Annotated in this window: 18 protein-coding genes; 7 read left to right on the top strand and 11 right to left on the bottom strand. The window is 64.4% G+C overall.

Going from position 1 to position 21,183, the window contains the following annotated elements:
• Position 1: 1 nt before the first annotated feature.
• Positions 2-958: an ABC transporter permease gene (locus tag Q9235_RS24360; protein WP_422678237.1), complete on the bottom strand. Its 957-nt coding sequence runs from the start codon at positions 956-958 to the stop codon at positions 2-4.
• 81 nt (positions 959-1,039) lie between these two features.
• Positions 1,040-2,506, bottom strand: a complete 1,467-nt coding sequence (locus tag Q9235_RS24355) for an amidase (protein WP_055727153.1) — start codon at positions 2,504-2,506, stop codon at positions 1,040-1,042.
• A gap of 518 nt (positions 2,507-3,024) precedes the next feature.
• On the opposite strand from Q9235_RS24355, the gene Q9235_RS24350 reads away from it, so the two are divergent.
• Positions 3,025-3,231 carry a hypothetical protein gene (locus Q9235_RS24350; RefSeq protein WP_156367018.1) on the top strand — a complete coding sequence of 69 codons (207 nt, stop codon included), beginning with the start codon at positions 3,025-3,027 and terminating at the stop codon, positions 3,229-3,231.
• A gap of 19 nt (positions 3,232-3,250) precedes the next feature.
• Here the strand turns inward: Q9235_RS24350 and Q9235_RS24345 are convergent, their stop codons facing one another.
• The 6 genes from Q9235_RS24345 to Q9235_RS24320 all read right to left on the bottom strand — a co-directional run bounded on the left by Q9235_RS24345 (position 3,251) and on the right by Q9235_RS24320 (position 8,880).
• Complete coding sequence (locus tag Q9235_RS24345; RefSeq protein ID WP_055727155.1) at positions 3,251-4,444, bottom strand: alpha-hydroxy acid oxidase; 1,194 nt, start codon at positions 4,442-4,444, stop codon at positions 3,251-3,253.
• 56 nt (positions 4,445-4,500) lie between these two features.
• Complete coding sequence (locus Q9235_RS24340; protein ID WP_055727156.1) at positions 4,501-5,286, bottom strand: ABC transporter permease; 786 nt, start codon at positions 5,284-5,286, stop codon at positions 4,501-4,503.
• Complete coding sequence (locus tag Q9235_RS24335; RefSeq protein ID WP_082459086.1) at positions 5,268-6,011, bottom strand: ABC transporter permease; 744 nt, start codon at positions 6,009-6,011, stop codon at positions 5,268-5,270. The genes Q9235_RS24340 and Q9235_RS24335 overlap by 19 nt, the downstream gene beginning before the upstream one ends.
• Positions 6,008-6,997, bottom strand: coding sequence for an ABC transporter substrate-binding protein (locus tag Q9235_RS24330; RefSeq protein ID WP_055727158.1), 990 nt, complete (start codon positions 6,995-6,997; stop codon positions 6,008-6,010). The genes Q9235_RS24335 and Q9235_RS24330 overlap by 4 nt, the downstream gene beginning before the upstream one ends.
• A gap of 32 nt (positions 6,998-7,029) precedes the next feature.
• Entirely contained in the window at positions 7,030-7,719 is a 690-nt protein-coding gene (locus Q9235_RS24325) for an ABC transporter ATP-binding protein (protein WP_422678236.1), read from the bottom strand.
• A 201-nt stretch (positions 7,720-7,920) separates the two neighbouring features.
• Complete coding sequence (locus Q9235_RS24320; RefSeq protein WP_055727160.1) at positions 7,921-8,880, bottom strand: ABC transporter substrate-binding protein; 960 nt, start codon at positions 8,878-8,880, stop codon at positions 7,921-7,923.
• 178 nt (positions 8,881-9,058) lie between these two features.
• Here Q9235_RS24320 and Q9235_RS24315 point away from each other — a divergent pair, with 178 nt between their 5' ends.
• The 3 genes from Q9235_RS24315 (at position 9,059) to Q9235_RS24305 (ending at position 13,028) form a co-directional block, all read left to right on the top strand.
• Complete coding sequence (locus Q9235_RS24315) at positions 9,059-10,132, top strand: hydroxyacid dehydrogenase (protein ID WP_306224357.1); 1,074 nt, start codon at positions 9,059-9,061, stop codon at positions 10,130-10,132.
• A gap of 235 nt (positions 10,133-10,367) precedes the next feature.
• Positions 10,368-11,075: a class II aldolase/adducin family protein gene (locus tag Q9235_RS24310; protein ID WP_248308750.1), complete on the top strand. Its 708-nt coding sequence runs from the start codon at positions 10,368-10,370 to the stop codon at positions 11,073-11,075.
• 27 nt (positions 11,076-11,102) lie between these two features.
• The gene (locus tag Q9235_RS24305) at positions 11,103-13,028 is read left to right on the top strand and encodes an FAD-binding monooxygenase (RefSeq protein WP_055727163.1); all 1,926 of its coding nucleotides are present in this window, start codon (positions 11,103-11,105) and stop codon (positions 13,026-13,028) included.
• Positions 13,029-13,076: 48 nt separating this feature from the next.
• Here the strand turns inward: Q9235_RS24305 and Q9235_RS24300 are convergent, their stop codons facing one another.
• The 3 genes from Q9235_RS24300 to Q9235_RS24290 are packed head-to-tail and all read right to left on the bottom strand — an operon-like array spanning position 13,077 to position 16,214.
• Complete coding sequence (locus Q9235_RS24300; protein WP_055727164.1) at positions 13,077-13,994, bottom strand: EamA family transporter; 918 nt, start codon at positions 13,992-13,994, stop codon at positions 13,077-13,079.
• A 44-nt stretch (positions 13,995-14,038) separates the two neighbouring features.
• Positions 14,039-15,196 (bottom strand): Gfo/Idh/MocA family protein, encoded by a 1,158-nt coding sequence (locus tag Q9235_RS24295; RefSeq protein WP_055727334.1) that lies wholly within the window; start codon positions 15,194-15,196, stop codon positions 14,039-14,041.
• Between the two features lie 58 nt (positions 15,197-15,254).
• The gene (locus tag Q9235_RS24290) at positions 15,255-16,214 is read right to left on the bottom strand and encodes a PDR/VanB family oxidoreductase (protein WP_055727165.1); all 960 of its coding nucleotides are present in this window, start codon (positions 16,212-16,214) and stop codon (positions 15,255-15,257) included.
• 50 nt (positions 16,215-16,264) lie between these two features.
• Between Q9235_RS24290 and Q9235_RS24285 the strand changes: the two genes are divergently transcribed.
• From Q9235_RS24285 to Q9235_RS24275, 3 genes are all read left to right on the top strand, one after another.
• Positions 16,265-17,665, top strand: coding sequence for a Rieske 2Fe-2S domain-containing protein (locus tag Q9235_RS24285; protein WP_306224356.1), 1,401 nt, complete (start codon positions 16,265-16,267; stop codon positions 17,663-17,665).
• A 135-nt stretch (positions 17,666-17,800) separates the two neighbouring features.
• A complete protein-coding gene (locus tag Q9235_RS24280) occupies positions 17,801-19,261 on the top strand; it encodes an aldehyde dehydrogenase family protein (RefSeq protein WP_055727167.1) in 1,461 nt (486 codons plus the stop codon).
• 89 nt (positions 19,262-19,350) lie between these two features.
• Positions 19,351-21,138 carry a thiamine pyrophosphate-binding protein gene (locus tag Q9235_RS24275; protein WP_055727168.1) on the top strand — a complete coding sequence of 596 codons (1,788 nt, stop codon included), beginning with the start codon at positions 19,351-19,353 and terminating at the stop codon, positions 21,136-21,138.
• Positions 21,139-21,183 lie beyond the last annotated feature (45 nt).

The raw sequence follows: 21,183 nt of genomic DNA, 5'->3' as shown, positions 1-21,183 counted from the left end.
GTCACGTCCTCGCGACGCGCAGCCGCGGATCCACGAGGACGTAGATCAGATCGACCAGTATGTTCATGAAGATGAAGATGAATGTGTAGGAGATGACGATACCCGTCGTCAGCGGAATGTCGCGGGCGGTCACCGCGGCATAGAGCAGCGAGCCCAGCCCCGGCCAGGAGAACACCACCTCGACGACGATGCTACCGCTGATCAGCGTGCCAAGTTCCAGGCCGATGATCGTGACGATCGGCACCGTCGCGTTCGGCAGCAGGTGCCGAGAGACCACCTCGCGGCGCTTCAATCCTTTGGCAACCGCGGTGAGCACGAACTCTTCCTGCCCGACATCGATGACGGCGGACCGCGAAATTCGCGCGATGATACCGATCATGCCGAAAGCCAGCGTGGCGGCCGGCAGGACGATGAAGGACAGCGCCTGACGGAACAGGTCGAACCGCCCCTGAAGGAGGCTGTCCAGCAGGATAAAGCCTGTCAGCTCCCGGATCGGCACGTCGAGCGGTATCCGGCCGCTGGACGGCAGGAGATTGAAGTGGCCCGAGACCAGCAACACAAGGAGAATACCGACCCAGAAGGATGGAGCGCTGACGCCGAGGACGGCCAGAAGCGAGCCCAAACCATCGAGCCAGCTGCCCTTCTTGAGCGCGGTCGCGACGCCGAGCGGCACCGCGATCACGGCAGCCAACAGCAGGGCGGTGAGAGCTAGTTCGAGAGTGGCGGGCAGCCGTTGGCCGATCAGCTCGGCAACGGGCGCATGGTAGCGATAGGACGTGCCCATATCGAGGCGCGCGAGATTGCCCAGGAAGTAGAAGAACTGCACCAGGACCGGCTGGTCGAGCCCCCATTGCGCGCGCATGCGAGCAATATCCGCCTCGCTCGCATCCTCGGCGGCGAGAGTACTGGCTGCGTCGCCGGGCGCGAGCCTAACGAGAGCGAAGATGCCGAGTGCCACCAGGAGAACGACCGGGACGGCTCCCAGGATCCGCGTGGCGAGGGTTCGTAGCATGACTAAACGCTTCCTCCAGCTCGGCTGTCAGCCGACCGCTGCCACGGGCCGCATGCGATCATCGGCATGGGCCGCGCGAAGATAGGCGAGATCCGGCAAAGGCCTGGCGAGAACGGGCGAACGCGCGAGCACGGTCTCGATCGCCTCGGCGCAGCGCAGCAGATGGAGATCCGAGTTCCGGCGCCCGACGATCTGCAGGCCGAAGGGCAGGCCACGGTCGTCCAGGCCGCAGGGGATCGAGATGCAGGGATGATTGATCAGCGTGATGCCATAGGTCAGGCCCACCCAGTCAAAGTAGTTGGCAATCGCCCTGCCCTCGATCGAGGCTGGATACATATCGTGCTTCGGCCATGGATATGCGCCGACCGTCGGCGTGATCAGGAGGTCGTATTCCTCGAAGAATGCCTGGACGCGCTGATAGATACGGCTGTGCTCGATGAAGGCCAGCGACGCATCCTCGAGGCTGAAGCGCGATGCGTGGTCGAGGTTCTGCTGGACCAGCGGCCCCCACTGCCGGGGCTTCTGCTTTTGCCGATCGGCGAACATACCGATGTAATTCACGGCGCGCAGCACCTCGTAGACATGGCGGGTGTCGCCGAAATCCGGGTGTGCTTTGGCCGTGGACCGGAAGATCGAGGCGAACGCGGCTGTCCTTTCGTCGAACACGTTCCGCAGCCCAGGCTCGCAGGGGGCGAATCCGAGATCCTGCGAGAAGGCGACCTTCAGTGTCGAAGGATCGATCGGGCGGTCATCTCGCAGGGCAAGCGGGGTCGCAAGGGCGTCGATGGAGGCTGAGGTCGACATCGCATTCAGCATCAGCCGGACATCTGCCACGTTGCGCGCCATCGGCCCCTGCACCGGCAGATGCGACAGGCCGATCAGGCGCTTCTCCGAAGCCACGATACCCGCCGTCGGGCGGAAGCCGACCACGCCGCAATAAGACGCCGGGATGCGCAAGCTGCCCGCATTGTCCGAGCCGTGTGCGAGCGGCATCATGCCCAATGAAAGGGCGATACCGGAGCCGCCCGAGGAGCCGCCGCACGTCAGCGCTACATCGAAGGGGTTCGCACTGACCCCGTAGACCGGGTTGAAAGTGTTACCGCCCGCGCCCCATTCCGGCGTGTTGGTCTTCGCGAAAACAATGCCGCCCTGCCGGCGGAGATTGGCGACCAGATGCTCGTCCGCGGCCGGAACATTCTCCTCGTAGAGCTTCGAACCGTAGGTCGTGCGCAGCCCGGCCGTATCGTTGAGGTCTTTCACGCCAACCGGCAAGCCGTGCAGCGGCGCCAGCGCCTCCCCCGACAGAACGGCCTTCTCGGCTGTTCTCGCCGCTTCTGTCGCGCCTTCGACATCAAGAGCGACGACACCGTTCACGGCGCCGTTCACCTCCTCGATGCGGGACAGGCAGGAGTTGAGCAACTCCACGGGAGAAAGCTGCTTCGCGCCGATTAGAAAGCGCGCCTCGGACGCGGTCAGATCACAGGGCTGGGTCACGAAACATTCCTCGGATGTGCAGCATCACCGTTGTCAAACGGTATACCATCATACGAATACGACTTTAGGGGCGTTCTAGTGTCAAGGCGCCGGGACGACCCGGTTAACTGCGCCCCGCAGAAACTGCTCGAAAACTAGGCAAAGAGAGCGCCAAGCGTCTCCAAAAGCCCGTGGCAGGCGGCCTCTCGGCTGCGAAACGCTGCTCGACCACGAAGCGGTCGCGTTGCAGCGAACCGAGTAAACGCTTGGAGAAGCGAGCTTCTCTCTGACATCGTAGGCACTTGCGCATAGCTGGCTATTATTTAGGCAAACCGTTGAGATTGATCTGAAAGACGGAATCAATCTGGCTCCGTCGGCAGCACTGCCCTACGCCGCACTATCGGAGATGGGCGACGCTTTCCTGGTCCTCGAACGGAAAGCCGAATGGCAGCAAGGCTGCTTTTGTTTTGGACCAGCCAACCACGATGGTCCAAGAATCGGGCAGGTTGCCTTGAGGCGACGCCGAACGGAGAATGACCATGCCACTGATCCGGATTGAGTCTGTCGAGGACGCCGCTTCCGGCCGGTTCGCGATCGAGATTTACTATCCTGCAGACGCGGAACGGCCCCTGGTGACGACGGCACCGCGCTATAAGAGCGCCGCCGCCGCCGAGCAGGACACGATCGCCATTCTGGCGTCCACGGCGAACAATCCGGCCCCCGAAGAGCCTGCCAACAGACGCTGATATCGCGACGTTCACACCGTCAGACGACGCGGTCGAGCGCGCCGTGGCGAAGCTGCGATGGCGGCGACGACACGATCTGCATTTGCTGCAGGTCGACGAGACTGCGGGCTCCGGCCAACGCCAGAGTCCGGTCGACCTCATCACGCAGGATCGCAAGGACCCTGGTGGCGCCGGCTTGGCCGGCAGCAGCCAGCCCGTAAAGGGTCGACCGCCCGAGTAGTACCGCATCAGCGCCCAGAGCTACGGCTTTGACAATGTCCGAGCCACGCCGGAACCCTCCATCGACGAGGACGCGTCCCCGTCCGCCGATTGCAGCGACGATGTCCGGAAGTGCGTCTATGGTCGCAGGGGCACCATCGAGCTGCCGGCCGCCGTGGTTCGAAACCACCACCCCGTCTGCCCCGGCCTCAAGCGCGCGGACGGCGTCGGCCGAGGCCAGGATGCCCTTGACCAGGATCGGCCCCTCCCAAGTCCTCTTCAGCCGTTCGATATCCTCCCAGGCGAAGGACGGGTTACGCTGCGAGCGGGTGAAGTCCGCGAGTTGAGACGCGGACGCGCCCGGAGGCAGGAACTCCGCCAGGTTCTCGAAGCGAGGCATGCCCCGGCCGAGCCAGACTGAGCGCAGCCAGGCAGGATGGGCCAAACCGTCGAGCACCACGCGGGGGGTGATCCGGAGTTCGTGAGAGAATCCGTTCCGCAGATCGCGCTCGCGCTTGCCTGCGGTCAAGGTGTCGACGGTCACGATCACCGCGCTGTAGCCGGAGCGCTTAGCCCGCTCGAGCAACCGCGCCGAGAAGGCGGCATCACCCCACGGATAGAGCTGGAACCAGCGAGTGCCCGGCCCGGTGGCCGCGACCTCTTCCAACGAATTGTTGGACGCTGTCGACAACGCGAACCCGACATCCGCAGATGCAGCTGCCCGCGCCAGTGCAAGATCCGCGTCAGGCCAGAACAGGCCGTTGAGGCCGGTAGGCCCGATCATGAAGGGCGAGGCGAAGCGTGTCCCGAACAACTCGACTGACTGGTCGCGCTTCGCATTCCCCGTCAGGACCCTCGGCATGATTTTTAGCCGCTCGAACCCGGCGCGGTTGTCACGCAGCGTGGTCTCGTCTTCCGCCCCGCCGTCGAGGTAATCCCAAACAACGCGCGGCAGACGGCGTCGCGCGGCCGCCGCGAAATCGGCGACATTCGTTGCGGTCTTGAGCAGGCTCATCTGATTTTATCCGGATTATGCGCCCGACCCTCGTCACGTGGCGCTGATAAGAATGCTCAGGGAACACCGAAGCGCCGGCCGATGGCGCGCAGGACGGCGTTGATGCTGAGTGCCAGCGCAAATACCAGGAGCAGCAGCGCGTACATTTCCGCGGTGCGGAAGGCGTTATAGTCCTGGATGATCAGGTACCCGAGCCCCTTGTTCGACATCTTTACTTCAGCGAGCAGTGCCCCGATCAGGGCCACGCCCACGGCAAGACGCAGGCTTCCAAGCAGAGGAACCACAATCGACGGCAGGTAGATGATCCGCACCAGCTGCAAGGTCGAGGCGTCGAAGCTCCGCACCACCTGCACCAGGATCCGCCGGACCTCGCGCATGCCGCCGAAGGTGGCGACCGCGACCGGAAAGAAGGAAGAAATCGCAGCCATTGCGATCTTCGGTCCGGCGTCGATGCCGAAGGCGAGGATCAGCACCGGCAGGAAGATGATCTTCGGCGCGGGCGCCAGGGCCCGGATCCACGGGTCCAGCATTGCCGCGAGGAAGCGGGACGCGCCCAGCGACACCCCACAAGCCACGCCCAAACTGGCGCCGATCGCGACCCCTGCCGCGGCCTCGTATGCAGTGCGACCGAGATGCGGGTAGAACGCGGGATCGGCGACTTGGCGCAGCAATGCGACAGCGATGGCCGGCAGCCCTGGCATCGCGCCCTCGAAGACAAGCCCTGAGGATGAGATTGCCTGATAGGCGGCGAGCAGACCCGTCAAGGTCAGCAGCCTGATGGCACCCACGGACAACCCCCGGTCCGCGGCCGCGGCGGGCGGCGTCATGCCGATCGCAACCATGCTTCGCTCCGTTCGATGACGAGAAAGAATGCGCTGCTGAGCACGACGACGAAGACGATGGCGGAATACATCGATGGAATGTCGTAGCGATCGTACATATCGGCTACGAGATAACCGAGCCCACCCAAACCGACGAGAAACTCGACCGCGACGATGTTGATCATCGCATAGATCAGCGCGAGCCGCAGTCCGACGAAAATGCTTGGCAAAGCTGCAGGCAGGATAATCTTGATCAGGCTCTGCACATCGCTCATGTGCAAGGAGAGCGCGAGATTGTGGAATACCGGCCGCAGGTTCACGATGCCCTCGCGGGTCTTGATGATCACGGGGATGACCCCAACGACGAAACCCATCACCACGATGGTTACGAGGCTGCGTCCGAAGAAGATCAGGAACAGCGGGTAAAGCAGGATGATGGGCGCCGAGAAGGCCGCCTCGAGCCAGGGCTCATAGGCCTGCCCGAACCTGCGGTGCCTCGCTAGCAGAGCACCGGCGGGCACCCCGACGAGCAAAGCAAGCGTGGTCGCCAGCAGCGTCGTCTGGAAGGTCACCCATGTGGCATATCCGAGCCCCTCGTGCAGGAAGAGCCCGGGTATCGCGGCCAGGGTCTCCGATGGCGGCGGCGTAATAAAGGTCGAAACCCAACCGCCGCGCGACAACGCCTCAAGAGCTGCCGTCGCGACGACAAGAAGGCCCAGGCTGGCCCAACTTCCGCTGAGCCTCATGCGAGGAACCGCCCGACATTGGCAGTAAACGCCTTGATCTGGTCCGGTGTCAGCGGCTTCGACAGACGCTTATCCCTCACCGCCTGAGCGATGCTCAGTTCGATGTTCCCGATCGGCGCCAGCGCCAGCGCCGCCTTCGGATAGTTGGTGTCGCGGGCCTGCCGCGCCGTCGCGATGTCGACCCGGTTCAGCTCGGCATACATCTGCAGAGCCTCGTCGCCGTCATAGGCCCAGTCTATGGTCTGCTGCATTCCCTTCGACAGGCGCGCGAGCAACTCCGAACGTTCGGCCAGGAACCGGCTATTCGTCATTCCGACGCGGACAGTCTGCGCCGCAAGTCCTGGCGCGTCGTTGCCGCGCGCGATGATCCGCAGCTTGCCGGCGCGTTCCTCAGCGAGCCCCACCGTAGGTGCGGACCAGCCGACATCGATCTGGCCGGACATCACCTGGGTCAGTGTGGCGCCGGGACCGCCGGTTCCGACGAGCTTGGCCTTAACTCCGGCATGGTCGATCAGGGTCGATGCAATGAGCTCGGTCGATGCGCCGGGGCGCGAGAAAGCAATCGTCTTGCCGTTGCAGTCAGCAAGGCTACGGATCGGGCTTTCCGCCCGCACGTACCAGAACAGGTCGCTCGAACCTGTCATGGCCGCGTTCGTCACGGCGATCGGCGCGCGCTTTTCGAATGCGCTCAACGCGCCAAGAATTCCGGGCGCGACTCCGAAGTCCGTCGAACCGGTGATGACTGCCTGTTGAATGTCCGACCCACCATCCGACCAGATGATGTCGAGATCGAGTTTGTGATCGGCGAAAATGCCCTTCTGCTGGCCGAACAGGATGAGAGTGGTGTCCCAGAAACCCTTCTGGCTGCTGACGATGCGCATCTTGTCGGCCGCGCGGGCGACGCGCGGCATCAGGCCGGCGGCTAAGCCACCGGCAATAGCCGTCCGCCGCGTCGGTCCGATCCAGTTCTTTCGTTCGGTATTCATTGTGGTCGTCCTCCCTCTGGCTCAGCTAAACTTCAGGCCCGCTTGCGCTCACCCTCCTGCATCCCACGGCTGGCTTCGGCACGAAGATCCCCCCAGATCTCCGCGACATAGCGTCCGAAGCGCTCGTCAGTGATGCTTTCCGAGCTTCGCGGGCGCGGCAGATCGATGTCGATGACCTTGAGAATGCGGCCCGGCCGATAGGACATCACGACGACGCGGTCACTCAGTTGAACCGCCTCGGTGATGTTGTGCGTGATCAGAAGCGTCGTCTGTTGCAATTCGGTATGGATCGCCAGCACCCGATCACCGAGCAGGAGGCGAGTCTGCTCGTCCAGTGCCCCGAACGGCTCGTCCATCAGCAGCACGCGGGGCTTGAAGGCCAGCGTGCGCGCGATAGCCGTGCGCTGGCGCATGCCGCCCGACAGGGCTGCGGGCTTGCTGGTCTCGAAGCCCGTAAGACCGACGAGATCGATGTAATGCCGCGCCAGTTCCTCGCGTTCGGCGCGTGGCATGCCCTGGATTTCCAACGGTAGGGCGACATTGGCCAGGACGCTTCGCCATGGCAGCGTCGATTCCTCCTGAAAGACGATTCCGATATCGCGGTGCGTGCCGACATGAGACTGCCCGCCGACGCGAACCTCTCCGTCGTAATCACCAATCAGACCGCCGATAATTCCGAAGAGCGTGGACTTGCCGCAGCCGCTCGGCCCGATGACCGACACGAACTCGCCTTTCCGGACCGACAGGCTGACATCGCTGACGGCCAGTAGACCGCTCGACCGATCGCCATAGCGCTTGGAGACATTGGCGACCTCAAGATCATAGGCCAAAGACAACCTCCTGGATGCATCGCCGCCGCGGCGGCATTTTCCTGTGCTGGATCGCGCGCCCGACTGATCGCGAGACCTTCGGTGCAGCTGGCCTCAGCGGCTGGCGCGCAGAAAGGACGCATCGACCACGCGCCCTGCGTCGAACGGCTCGCTCGCGACCAGGCCTGCCGCCACAAGCGCCTCGTGCACCTTCTTCAACCCCGGCAGCGATACCTCCATGCCTGGCGTCAGAATCCCGAGGCGGGCGGTGTCGGCGATAGCGCGAGCAGCGAGAGGCTCGGACGTCTTCAGTTCGCGCGCGGCAACGGCGGCTGCAGTGGCGGGCTCCACGGCGATAGCGTCGAGGCCGCGCCGCAATGCGCGCAGCGCCGCCGTCAGTCGATTCCGATTGGCTTCGGCCCAGCGCATGTCGACGTTTACGCTGGTGAATTGCCATTCCGGGACGAAGCCGGACAGCGGTCCTAGGTTACTGAAGCCCGCCGCCTCCGCCTCGTAGCTCAAGGGAAACGGCTGCAACCCGGCGTCGATCTCGCCCGATCGCAGGAGGCGCCAGCGGGTCGGGGCGCCTCCAACCGCCTTAACGACATAGTCGCCCGGCTTCAGCCCGGCACGGCGCGTCACCTCGGGCACGAGATGGGTCGTGCCCTCCTGATCCGAGAGGACACCGATCGTCTTGCCGCGGAGATCGGCGATTGTCCGGATTTCCGGCCGAGCGATGATGAAGTGCGGTAAGCGTCCGGCATTGCCCGCGACCACCCGGAGGCTGCCCCCCTTGAGAGCATCGGCCATGATGCTCTCGGGCGTCGACATGGCGATCTGGACCGCCCCCGACCTGAGCGCCTCATTGATCTTTTCCGCGTTGTCGAAGACCTCGATACGCAGATCGATCCCCTCCTCCGCGAAGTATCCCTTCTCGGCCGCCAGCCAGAGCGGGAGGTAGAACACGGTGCGCGAGACGATGGCGAGGTCGATCCGGTTCCTGGCTGCGCCGCTGCGAACCTCCTGGGCGTGTGCCGAGACCCAGCCAAAGGCCGCAATCATCAAGGCCAGCATCCACCTTCCGCCCATGGTGTCATCCTCCGCATTCGTTTTGTTATAATGATTACTTAGGAAACTAATTTACAATTGCACAGCTTTCAACCCGCATGCATGATGAGGCAACGAAGGGGCTCGCCGTAACCTCGCACGCTGCGACTGCGGATGCCCTCACAAGACGTCGAAGGGAGAGACAATGGCTGTCCGGGCAGGACAAAAGGCAGGTCTGGTGTTCTTCGAGAGCTGGGTCGATCCGATCGCCGAAGACATCCTGGGCGGAAGAGACGACGTCGACCTGCGGAAACTGAGCTACTCGACCGTCGAGGCGGACAACTGGGACGTGATGTCCAGAGCACATGGCTATCAGGTCCAGGCGCGAACCGAGTTGCGCGAACCTTGGTTCCCCGATGCTGCACTGATCGCCCGTTGCCCGAACCTACTCGCGGCGAGCTCCACAGGCGCCGGCTACGACTATATCGATGTCGAGGCCTGCACCGCCGCCGGCATCCTTGTCTGCAACCAGGGCGGCACCAATACCGAGGCCGTGGCCGAACATGCTCTGGGCCTGATGCTGTCGCTGTCCAAGCGGATCGGCATCGCAGACAAGCTGTTGCGGCGGCACGGAGCGGAGATCGACCGGTACGCCCTGCAAGGCAACGACATTCGTGGAAAGACGGTGGGCATCGTCGGGCTCGGCGCGATCGGCGGGAGGCTGGCCGAACTCTGCCATGGGCTCTTCGGGATGACGGTGCTTGCCTACGATCCTTATCTCGACGGTGCGGAAATCGTTCGGCGGCACGGGACCAGCGCAAGTCTGGTGGAGCTTTTGCAGCGCTCGGACTTTGTTTCGGTGCACTGCCCGCGATCCAAGGAGACACTGGGCATGTTCGGAGAGGCTCAGTTCGCCGCAATGAAGCCGAGCGCCTATTTCATCAATACGGCGCGTGGCGGCATCCACGACGAACCGGCGCTCGAGACAGCGCTTCGAGAACGCCGCATCGCTGGCGCAGGCATCGACGTCTTTCTCAAGGAGCCGCCACCGCCAGACCATCCGCTGCTGTCCTTCGACAACGTGATCGCCACGCCGCACACCGCCGGGATTACACAGGAAGCGCTGGAGCAGATGTCATCCTCCGCCGCGGACCAATGGATCGAGCTTTTCAACGGCCGTGCGCCGCCGCGAGTGGTCAACCCTCAGGCGTGGCCTGCGTTTAGCCGCCGCTTCGCATCAATGTTTGGGTTCGAGCCCGAGCCCCTGCCTTATGCCTGAGTGGCCGCACCGTCCCCGCCAGGCGTCGCCGACCGGTCGAAGGCCGGTTTGCGGTCTGGAAGACAAGCCGAAAATATCTTCCAGTTCGCGCCCTCGAACTTGAATAGTGAAGCCCGGGCCAGCGAGGCAGGGCGTCCAACCGTTGCAAGGAGGCGAAATCCGCATGTGTGACACTGCAACCGCCGTCACTGTTCCGGATGGCGCGGCACCGGGAACGCCGCCGGCGCGGGAACTCATGGACGAGCTCGTCGCAGCCAACCACATCCTGTTCGACCAGGGCGTAGTGGACGCGTTCGGCCATGTGAGCGTGCGCCACGACAAGCGGCCGGATCGGTTTTTGCTGGCGCGCAATATGGCGCCGGGGCGTGTAACGGCAGAGGACATCGTGCAGTTCGATCTCTCGGGCCAGCCCGTCGATGCGCACGGCCGCGGTGTCTACCTGGAGCGGTTCATTCACAGCGAGATCTACCGCGCGAGGCCCGACGTCCAGTCCATCGTTCACAGCCACTCCCATTCGATAGTTCCGCTGAGCGTCGTGAAGGGAACCAGGCTGAGGGCGCTCTTCCATATGGCCGGCTTCATCGGAAAGGAAGCGCCTGTCTTCGAGATCCGGGCGACAGGCGGTGACGCGACCGACCTGCTGATCAGCAGCCCCGAACTTGGGCGTGCGCTGGCCGAGCATTTCCGCAACAGCGACATCGTCCTGATGCGCGGCCATGGATCGACCGTCGTTGGACCGACCGTGAAGAACGCCGTCTACCGCGCCGTCTATGCAGAGCTCAATGCCCGGTATCAGCTGCAGGCCACCCAGCTGGGCGAAGTGGCGTACCTGACCGAAGACGAATGCCGGGCCTGCGTCGACCGGGTTGAGGGCCAGGTCCAGCGACCGTGGGATCTTTGGCTCGAGCAGACCCGCCAGAGGCGGTCCGGGGGCCGGGCCTGACGGCCAAGGGAAGCTGCGAGGTGCCCGATGCAGTTTCACTTGAACGGCTTCTTGCCCGGCGATCCTGCCATTCTTCCGGTCCCGGCAAGCCGGGCTCCGAGCGGGTCGTCGGACGTCGATGTGCTGATCGTCGGCTGCGGACCGGCTGGCCTCACCCTCGCGGCGCAGTTGTCCGCTTTTCCTGACATCCGCGTCCGGATCGTAGAGCGGAAGCCGGGCCCTCTTCGGATCGGCCAGGCCGACGGCATAGCCTGCCGAACCATGGAAATGTTTCAGGCCTTCGGCTTCGCCGAACGGGTAGCCAGGGAAAGCTATTGGGTCAACGAGACCACGTTCTGGAAGCCCGACGCCGCCGATCCCCGTCGCATCGCGCGTCATAGCCGCATCCAGGATACTGAGGACGGGCTTTCCGAGTTCCCGCACGTCATCCTCAATCAGGCGCGGGTACATGATTTTCTGCTGGAGACCATGCGCAACTCTGCGAGCAGGCTGGAGCCGGACTACGCGGTGGAGTTCATCGGGCTGGACCGGTCAGCCAACACGACCGAGGCTGAAAGCCACCCCGTGACGGTTCGGCTGAAGTGGCTCGGGCCGGCTGGCTCGGAGCGCGAGGAGGTCGTGAAAACGCGCTACCTGGTCGGATGCGACGGGGCGCGAAGTGCCGTTCGCAAGGCGATCGGACTCGAGCTGCGCGGTGACTCGGCCAACAGCGCCTGGGGCGTAATGGACGTCCTCGCCATCACCGATTTCCCAGACATCCGCATGAAGGCCGCGATCCAGTCGGCCAGCCAGGGCAGCATGCTCGTGATACCGCGGGAGGGCGGCTATCTGGTGCGATTCTATGTCGAGCTCGACAAGCTGGCGAAAGACGAGCGCGTCGCTTCGCGCGCGCTGGAGGTCGGGGACCTTGTCGCTGCTGCGAACCGCATCGCGCATCCCTACCGGATCGACGTCAAGGAAGTGGCATGGTGGTCGGTCTACGAGATCGGCCAGCGGCTCTGCGACCGGTTTGACGACAGCTGCGAGGATGCTGGCCGACCACCCCGTGTCTTCATCGCCGGCGATTCCTGCCACACGCATAGCCCTAAGGCCGGGCAAGGCATGAACGTCTCGATGGCGGATGGTTTCAATCTGGGATGGAAGCTGGCAGCCGTCATAAGAGGCACGAGCCCCGCGCAACTGCTGCTCAGCTACTCCGCGGAACGCCGGAAGCTCGCCCAGGAACTGATCGACTTCGACCGGGAGTTCGCGGCCATGTTCAGCGCTCGTCCAGCCGGCCCGGGGCCCGACGCCCAACGCGCCCGGGATCCCGCCGAGTTCCAGCGCTACTTCGTCAAGCAGGGACGCTTCACCGCAGGGACAGCCGTGCGCTACGAGCCATCCGCGATCTGCGCCGACGGCACGCATCAGGGGTTGGCATCGGGCTTCCAGATCGGCATGCGGTTTCATTCCGCACCGGTGGTCAGGCTCGCCGATGCCAAGCCCCTGGAACTTTCGCATCGCATCACGGCCGATGGGCGCTGGCGAATAGTCGCCTTCGCTGGAGCCGGCGATCCGTTCGACTGCGGGTCGGGCCTGTCGGAGCTCGTCAGCTTTCTCGACCTCCACCAGGCCTCTCCGGTGCGGCGCTACACGCCGCTCGGGGATGCGGACGCCGTGATCGAGGTTATCGCAGTGCTGCAGCAGGCCCATCGCGAAGCCGATCTGGCGCGCGTTCCGCCTTTCCTCCAGCCGGCCAAGGGCCGATACGGCCTGACGGACTACGAGAAGGTGCACTGTGCGGACCAGCGCCCGGGCAGCGATATCTTCGACCTGCGCGGAATCGACCGCGAGCAAGGTTGCATGGTCGTCGTGCGTCCGGATCAGTATGTCGCCGACGTGCTTCCGCTCACCGGGGTAGAGCGCCTGTCGGACTTCTTCGAGCGCGTCCTGCGCGAGCCGGCGCGGAGTTAAGGCGGCGCGCCGCAGCGACCATGCTCTCGCGGCGGCAGGCCGGCTAGCTCAGGCGACAACAAGCAATACACCGACGGTGGCTGCCACCGCCGCGGCGATCGTGATCCAGCCGGGCGCGCGTTCGGACCGAAGCACGACCGTCGCAATCACCATCGAGACGAAAACCTCGAGCGACTGGATCGCCCCGACAGTCGAGATGGCGGTGTGCTGGATCGCATAAAAGTTGCAGATCTGGCCGATAGAGAAACAGAGGGCGGCCACTACCGCCCAGTTGTTCTTTAGGGACAGGGCAGCGAACGTCGCCGTTCTCGCGCGGGCGTTGAAGGAGACGGCGAATGCGTAATAGGCCACGGCCGCCATGGAGCCGACGAAGGTGCCGAGCGCGCCATCAGGCACATAGCCGAGGCCCAACTTGCGGGCCACATAGGCCGAGGCGTAGCACAGTGCCGACGCAGTCCCCCATGCGTAGCCGATCGACGCCACCGCATCCGCCTCGCTGCCGCCGCGGCGAGCCAGGTCGACCGCGACCAGAACCGCGATGCTGACGGCGATCAATGTTAGGCCGAGAAGCTTGTTGGAGTTCAGCGTCTCACCCAGAAAAAAGACCCCGAAGACTGCGGCGAAGAAAGGGATGGCACGCTTCACGGCCGACCCGCGCACTGCACCCAGATCGCGCACCGACATGAAGTAGAGGATGCGCGCCAGCGCCGTGGCGAGTAGGCCGGAGACGGCGAACCAGAAAAGCCCGATCATCAAGTCCGGCGTGTCCGGCAAGCTGCCGGCCGGGGTTCCCGCCACCGCCCAGACAAGGGCCGACAGCAGCGTCGTGAACACCACCGAAAGCACGGCGCCGCCATCGCCCTTTCCGTAAAGCTTCGCCTTTGCGATCGAGACCCCGCCATAGGCGAAGGCCAGGACAGAAAGAATGGCGAAGGTCTCGCCCAGCCTGCCCGCAAACCAAGCCATGCCTATTTCCCTATCCGCACGCGACGCGGAACAACGGGTTGTCCTCAGCCGCGAGCAGAGGCCGTGCTTTGGCTGCCGAGCCGAACCTCTCGTCCGGTGGCGGCCGATTCGAGGATTGCGAGGCAAGCTGCGAGCGTCGCCGTACCCCATTCGCCGGAGTGAAGCAGCGGGACGCCGAACCTGACCGCGGCATGCAGCTCGTCGACCACCTCCGCGCGCGGCACAGCTGGCGCCGGCAATGGATCGAGCCATTCGCGATCATTGGCATAGACACGGACCCCGTCCGCCATGGGGCGTAGGTCGGCCTCGTCGCAGGAGACCAGGAAGTGGCCAAAATGATTATGAGCGGCGGGTGCCGTCCGGCCCGCGACGTTGCCGGACGTGCCATAGGCGCGCTTTTCCTTCAACGCGGCTTCTTCTGCCGGCGTCGAAACTTGTGCCAAGGCCCGGCGCGCGGCGCCGTATTGCGATGGATCGCGACGCTGTCCAAGCTCACCGAACCAGCCGAGTTGCTCGTCAGTGTCGTAGCGGCCATACCCGCTATAGGTCAGGGTCGCGCTGGCTCCGTTCTCGAACAGAAGTAAGGCCTGATAGGCGCCTTCCGTCGGCCGGGCGGGGTCGAGGCGCGCGGTGACCGCCCGCAGTGACTCGATCTCCGCCCCAGCGAGAAGGCGGACGACATCAAGCTGATGCGCCGCCTGGCTGAAGACGACGCCGCCGCCCTGGGCGGTGTCTAGCTCCTCCGGCCGGCGCGGCCGATACAGGAAGTCCGTATAGTTGCTTCCAACGATCAGGCGCGGGCGGCCGAAGCGGCCCGATCGGATCAGTTCGGCGGTGCGTAGATAAGGCAGATCGAAGGAATGGCTGTGGCCGACGGCCAAGTGGATACCGGCCTCTGCAGCCACATCGATCATGGCGCGACAGTCTTCCAGCCGCAGCGCCATCGGCTTCTCGACCAGGATGTGCTTGCCGGCCGCAGCGGCGCTGCGGACATGGGCGACATGGAACTGGTGAGGGGAGGCCACATACACGGCCTCGACCGCTTCGTCTGCCAGCAAACCGTCGAGAGTGTCATAGGCCTTCGCGGCGAACCCGTTCGACGAGAATTCCTCGACGAACCGCGACCGCGCCTCCGGACGCGGATCGGTCGCAGCGACCAGTCGAACGAGGGGATGCTGCGCGAATGTCGGCAGCATCAGCATGAAGGCGCGGCCGAGTCCGACCACGCCCAATCGCAAAGGTTCGCTCACCACTGCCTCGCTAGAGATCGAGAACGAGGGCGCCGGATTTGGCGCGGGAGACGCAGATCATGATGTTTCGCGCCTTCTCCTGCTCCGAGAGTGCAAGATCGCGATGGTCGGGCTCGCCTGAGACCAGTCGCGTCTTGCAGGTGCCGCAAGTCCCGCTTTCGCAGGAGCTGGGCAGCGTCTTTCCCGCCTCGCGCAGCACCTCGAGGATCGACTTGTCGACGGGAATCTCGAAAATCTCGCCGCTCTTAGCCAGTTCGACGGTGAAGGGCGTGTTGTCTTCCGGCTTCGCCTTGGCCGCACCGAAATCCTCGAAATGGACGGCGGCCGAGGACCAGTGGCCGGTCATGTCCCGCACCGCCTCCATCAGCCCCCGCGGGCCGCAGCAATAGAGATGGGCCCCCTTCGGGTCTTCAAGGACCGGCCAGAGGTCAAACGCCTTGTCGGGGTCGCCGTTATCGTGGTGGATGACGACCTTGCCTCGGAATTCCGGCCCGGAGAACTCCTCCCGGAAGGCCATCATCGCCGGTGTGCGCGTGAAGTAATACAGCTTGAAGGGCTTCCCGCGCGTCGCCATCAGATGGCGGATCATGGATCGGATCGGCGTGATTCCGATGCCGCCTGCGATGAAAATGTAGCTCGACGGGCCGTCCTTCAGCGAGAAATCGTTGCGCGGCGCCGAGATCAGGATCTCGTCGCCGACATTGGTCTGATCGATCAGACTGACGGACCCGCCCCGGCCGCCATGTTCCTTCTTGACGGCGATGACATAGCCTTCGGCTTCGTCCGGACCGTTGCAGAGCGAGTACTTCCGCGTCTCGCCGTTCGGCACCTTCACCGCCAGGTGAGCCCCGGGGGTGTAGGGCTCGAGCATGTTCTCATCCAGCGGCCTGAGATCGAACATGACGATGTCGTCGGCGACCGCCTCCTTCCCCACGATCCTGGCCTTTAGCCACTGCTCCTGATCGCTCATCCAAACCTCCGCGCGGCGCCGTCTCGACAAGCGCTTGAATTCCGAATAATGTGAGACTTAGATACCTAAGTATTATCCGGCTGACTAGCCCGGCCGTCAAATCTGGAGCGAATGCGATGCTGACCCACGAAGAGAACGAATTGCTCTGCCGCGTGGAAGGCGAGGCCCCGATGGGTCAGTTCATGCGGCGTCATTGGGTGCCCGCCCTGCTATCGGAGCAGCTCATCGAAAGCGACGGCGCACCTGTCCGCGTGCGTCTGTTCGGCGAGGATCTCGTTGCCTTCCGCGATACTGACGGACGGATCGGGGTGCTCGGCGAGTACTGCCCGCATCGCAAGGCTTCGCTGTTCTTCGGCCGCAACGAGGAGTGTGGCCTTCGCTGCCTGTATCACGGCTGGAAGTTCGACGTGGACGGCAAGGTCCTCGAAATGGTGTCGGAGCCGGCGGAAAGCGGCTTTGCCGATAAGGTCCAGCACAAGGCGTATCCGACCCAGGAGGCGGGAGGCTTCATTTGGGTCTATATGGGTCCGAAGGACCAAATGCCGGAATTCGAGGCCCCGCCGTGGGCGCCCACGCCCGAGGCGAAGGTCTCGATCGTCAAGATCGATCTGCCCTGCAACTGGGCCCAGATCATGGAAGGGCAGATCGACTCGGCGCATTCCTCGAGCCTGCACTCCTCCGACATGAAGCCCGCGCGCGTGACGACCGCGGGCGCGACTGCCACGCACTGGACGCGGCCATCGACCGACAAGAACCCGCGGATCCAGGTCCAGCTGACGAATTACGGCTTCCGCTATGCCGCGCTGCGCCGGCCGATCACCAATGCTCAGACTCACGATTATGTCCGGCTCACGGTGTTCGTCGCGCCTTTCGCAGCGCTGATCCCCCCCAATTCTTCCTATAACGTCGCGACGGTGATTGTGCCGAAGGACGATGTGTCGAGCTATTTCCATTTCATCGCTTGGGGCAACGACGACTGCATCGATCAGGAAAGCTGGCGGAAATTCTGCGTGGCGCAGGTCGGCATCGACCTCGACAAGACCTACAAGCCAATGCTGCGCAAGCGGGAGAACAACTACCTGCAGGACCGCAAGGCGATGAAGCTGGGGGATTTCACCGGCGTGCCCGGAATTCCCAACCAGGACATTATGATGTGGGAGTCGATGGGCCCGATCGCCGACCGCACAAGCGAGCGGCTCGGCGCGAGCGACATCGCGATCGTGCAGTTCCGACGCGTGATGATCGACGCAGCGCGCAAGCATGCCGCCGGCGCTTCCCCGCTCGGCCTCGTCGAGCCCCATATCCCGCAGGCGAAGTTGCGTTCCTATCAGGGCATCGTCCCCAAGAGCGACGATTGGCGCAGGCTCGGCGCCTCCAATGAGGAAATCGCGCTGCTCGACGGCATGGAGCAGGACGACACCGAGGCGGAAATGGCGGCTGCGGGAAGCTGAGCCCGACGGCGAGGCCGAACGATCATATCGGCTTGGGTGCCCAAGGGATAAAGTCTTGGAAGCGCCGGCGGCGCTGCGCGAAACTGGACTTGGAGGGCCGAAGCAAGAGCCCTGGAAACGCATTGGGGTCTTCTTATGCTCGACAAGCCAGCCCCGGCCGGCCGCAGCCTCTACTACGGGGGTGAATGGCGCCATCCGATATCGGGGCGCTACGCCGCAACGTCCAATCCGGGGCTCGACGAGCCGATCGCCGAGGTTGCGGAGGCTGGCGCCAGCGACGTCGATGCCGCGGTCAAGTCCGCACGGCAGGCCTTTCTCTCCTGGCGGGGCGTTGCCCCGCTCGAAAGGGCCCGTCTGCTGAAGGAAGTCGCTGCCGTCGTCCGTGCCAATGCGCGCGAACTCGCGGCCCTTGACGCAGCCAATTGCGGCAATCCGGTTCGGGAAATGATGGGCGATGCCACGATCGCCGCCGCGCAGCTCGACTATTTCGCCGGGCTCGTGACGGAGATGAAGGGCGAGACCATCCCGATGGGGCCCGACGTCATCAACATGACGCTCCGTCAGCCTCTGGGCGTCGTCGCGCGCATCCTCGCCTTCAATCATCCCTTCATGTTCTGCGCCGGCAAGATCGCCGCCCCGCTGGCAGCGGGTAACGCGGTCATCGTCAAGCCGCCCGAGCAGGCGCCACTTTCCTCGCTGCGCCTGGCCGAACTGGTACAGGATATCCTCCCGAGGGGCCTATTCAGCGTTCTGCCCGGCGGGCGCGAGGCCGGCGCGGCGCTTGCCTCCCACCCCGGGGTAGACAAGATCGCGATCATCGGCAGCGTCGGCGCCGGTCGTGCCGTGATGAAGGCCGCCAGCGACACCATCAAGCCGGTTCTCCTGGAACTCGGCGGCAAGAACGCATTGATCGCATTCCCCGACGCCGACCCCGCGACCGTGGCTTCGGCCGTGATTGGCGGAATGAACTTCACCTGGTGCGGCCAATCGTGTGGATCGACGAGCCGCGCGTTCGTCCATCGGGACATCTACGAGGATGTGCTGTCCAGGCTGCCGTCGCTGGCCGGGCACTATGTCCCGGGCCTCCCCACGGACGACCGGACTACCATGGGCGCCATCATCAGCCGGCAGCAGCACGCGCGCGTCCTGGAATACATCGCCTCGGCCAAGGAACAGGGAGCACGGCTCATAACCGGCGGTGCGGCGCCCACTGATCCGGCGCTGACGAAGGGATTCTACGTCGAGCCCACCATCTTCGCCGATGTCACGCCGGCGATGCGCATCGCGCGCGAGGAGATTTTTGGGCCGGTCCTCGCAGTCCTGCCCTGGGATGACGAGACGACGATGCTCGGCCAGGTCAACGAGGTCGAATATGGCCTGACGTGCTCCATCTGGACGAACGACCTGCGCAAGGCCCATCGCACGGCGCTGGCCGTTGAGGCCGGGTTTGTGTGGGTGAACGAGGTCTCCAAGCACTTTCTCGGTGCGCCCTTCGGCGGCTGGAAGCAGTCCGGGCTGGGCCGCGAGGAATGCCTGGGCGAGCTCCTCGCGTTCACCCAGGAGAAGAACGTCCATGTGAGCCTCCGCGGCGGCTGACCGGCGCTGTAACATCCAGTGAAATGCGAACCGCCTGCGTTGCGGCCTCGGACGGCCCGAATGCCGACCAGAAAAGCAAAGGATACACGATGAGCACTCCGATCGACGGCATCGACACGCCTGTCGCATCGCAGGACAACGGCATTTGGGGCAGCGACGCCATTGCCTCGATGCTGCGGCTGCTGGACATTCCTTATCTCGCGCTCAATCCAGGCTCGAGCTTCCGCGGGCTGCATGACAGCCTGGTCAACCACCTGGGCAACCAGGACCCCCAGATGCTGCTCTGCCTGCATGAGGAGCATGCCGTCGCTCTGGCTCACGGCTACGCCAAGGTCACCGAGCGGCCGATGGGCGTGGTGTTGCATAGCAATGTCGGGCTCATGCACGGCACGATGGCGATCTACAACGCCTGGTGTGACCGCGTGCCGATGCTGATCCTCGGCGCGACGGGTCCCGTCGATGCTGCCGAGCGCCGTCCTTGGATCGACTGGCTGCACACCGCCAAGGACCAGGCTGCCATGATCCGCCCCTATATCAAGTGGGACGATCAGCCGGTCTCTGTCCCAGCTGCGCTGGAAGCTCTGGTGCGGGCGAACAACATCACCCGGGCAGCACCGGCGGCGCCGACCTATGTCTGCCTCGATGTCTCCATGCAGGAGCGCCGCCTGGAGCAGATGCCCGAGTTGCCCGATCCCAAACGCTTCGCTCTGCCCTCCCCCGGTATCCCGGCGGCCCAGGACATCAAAGCCGCCGCGACGCTTCTCAGAAACGCAGAGCGGCCGATGCTTCTGATCGGCAGGGTTTCGCGCAGCACCCGCGACTGGGCGCGTCGCGTGGCCCTCGCGGAAGCGCTGAACGCGTCGGTGCTCACGGACATCAAGGTGGGCGCAGCCTTCCCGACGGATCACAGGCTGCACTGCGCCAAGCCTGGGCATTTCCTCGACGAGGCCGGCGCGAAGCGGATCGCGGACGCCGACGTCATCCTGGCGCTCGACTGGGTCGATCTCGCCGGCACCCTGAAACAGGGCGGCTGTTCGGCCGCGACCAAGATCATCAATGTCCAGCTCGACCACCAGCTTCACAACGGCTGGAGCATGGACCACCAAGCGCTGCCGCCCGCCGACCTGCATTTCAGCAGCGATCCGAACGCGGCGCTCCATCTGCTCGCTGACGAACTCGGCGTCGGTCCCGGTTCCGAACCGGCCGACCTGACGGCACTGCCGGCATTCGACCTGCCTGGCGAATCACGCGAGCTCGACATCGTCTCGCTCGCGGCGGCGATGGGCACAGTGCTGCGCGATGAAGTCGTGTCGCTTGTCCGGCTGCCTCTCGGCTGGGCCGGTGAAAGCTGGCACTTCCGCCACCCGCTCGACTATCTCGGCACCGATGGCGGCGCCGGCATCGGCTCGGGTCCCGGCATGGTGGCTGGCGCGGCGCTCGCGCTTTCCGGCTCAGGCAGGTTGCCTGTGGCAGTCTTGGGAGATGGCGATACGATGATGGGCGTTTCGGCGTTCTGGACCGCCGCGCACTACAAGCTGCCCTTCCTCGCAATCGTCGCGAATAATCGCTCCTTCTACAACGACGAGATCCATCAGGAACGCGTAGCACGTACTCGCGATCGGCCGGTCGAAAACAAGTGGATCGGGCAGCGGATCGGTGATCCCGACATAGATATCGCCGCGATCGCCAGCGCCCAGGGGCTGGTCGGGATCGGGCCCATCTCGACCACCGCCGAATTGGTCGACGCTATCAAGAAGGGCGTAGAGGCCGCTCGCGGCGGCGCATCGGTCTTGATCGATGCGCGGGTGAAACCCGGCTACAACCCCGCCATGGCGGCCGGGATGACCCGTGAAGGTTCTGGCAAGGTCGGCAGCTAGGCCGCCGACTCGCAAGCCGGCCGCACTTTTCTCTAGCCGAGCGCG

The organism is Bosea beijingensis (assembly GCF_030758975.1).
Classification (GTDB): domain Bacteria; phylum Pseudomonadota; class Alphaproteobacteria; order Rhizobiales; family Beijerinckiaceae; genus Allobosea; species Allobosea beijingensis.
Note: the sequence above shows the minus strand (reverse complement) of the source record. Positions and strands in the feature narration are given on the sequence as shown.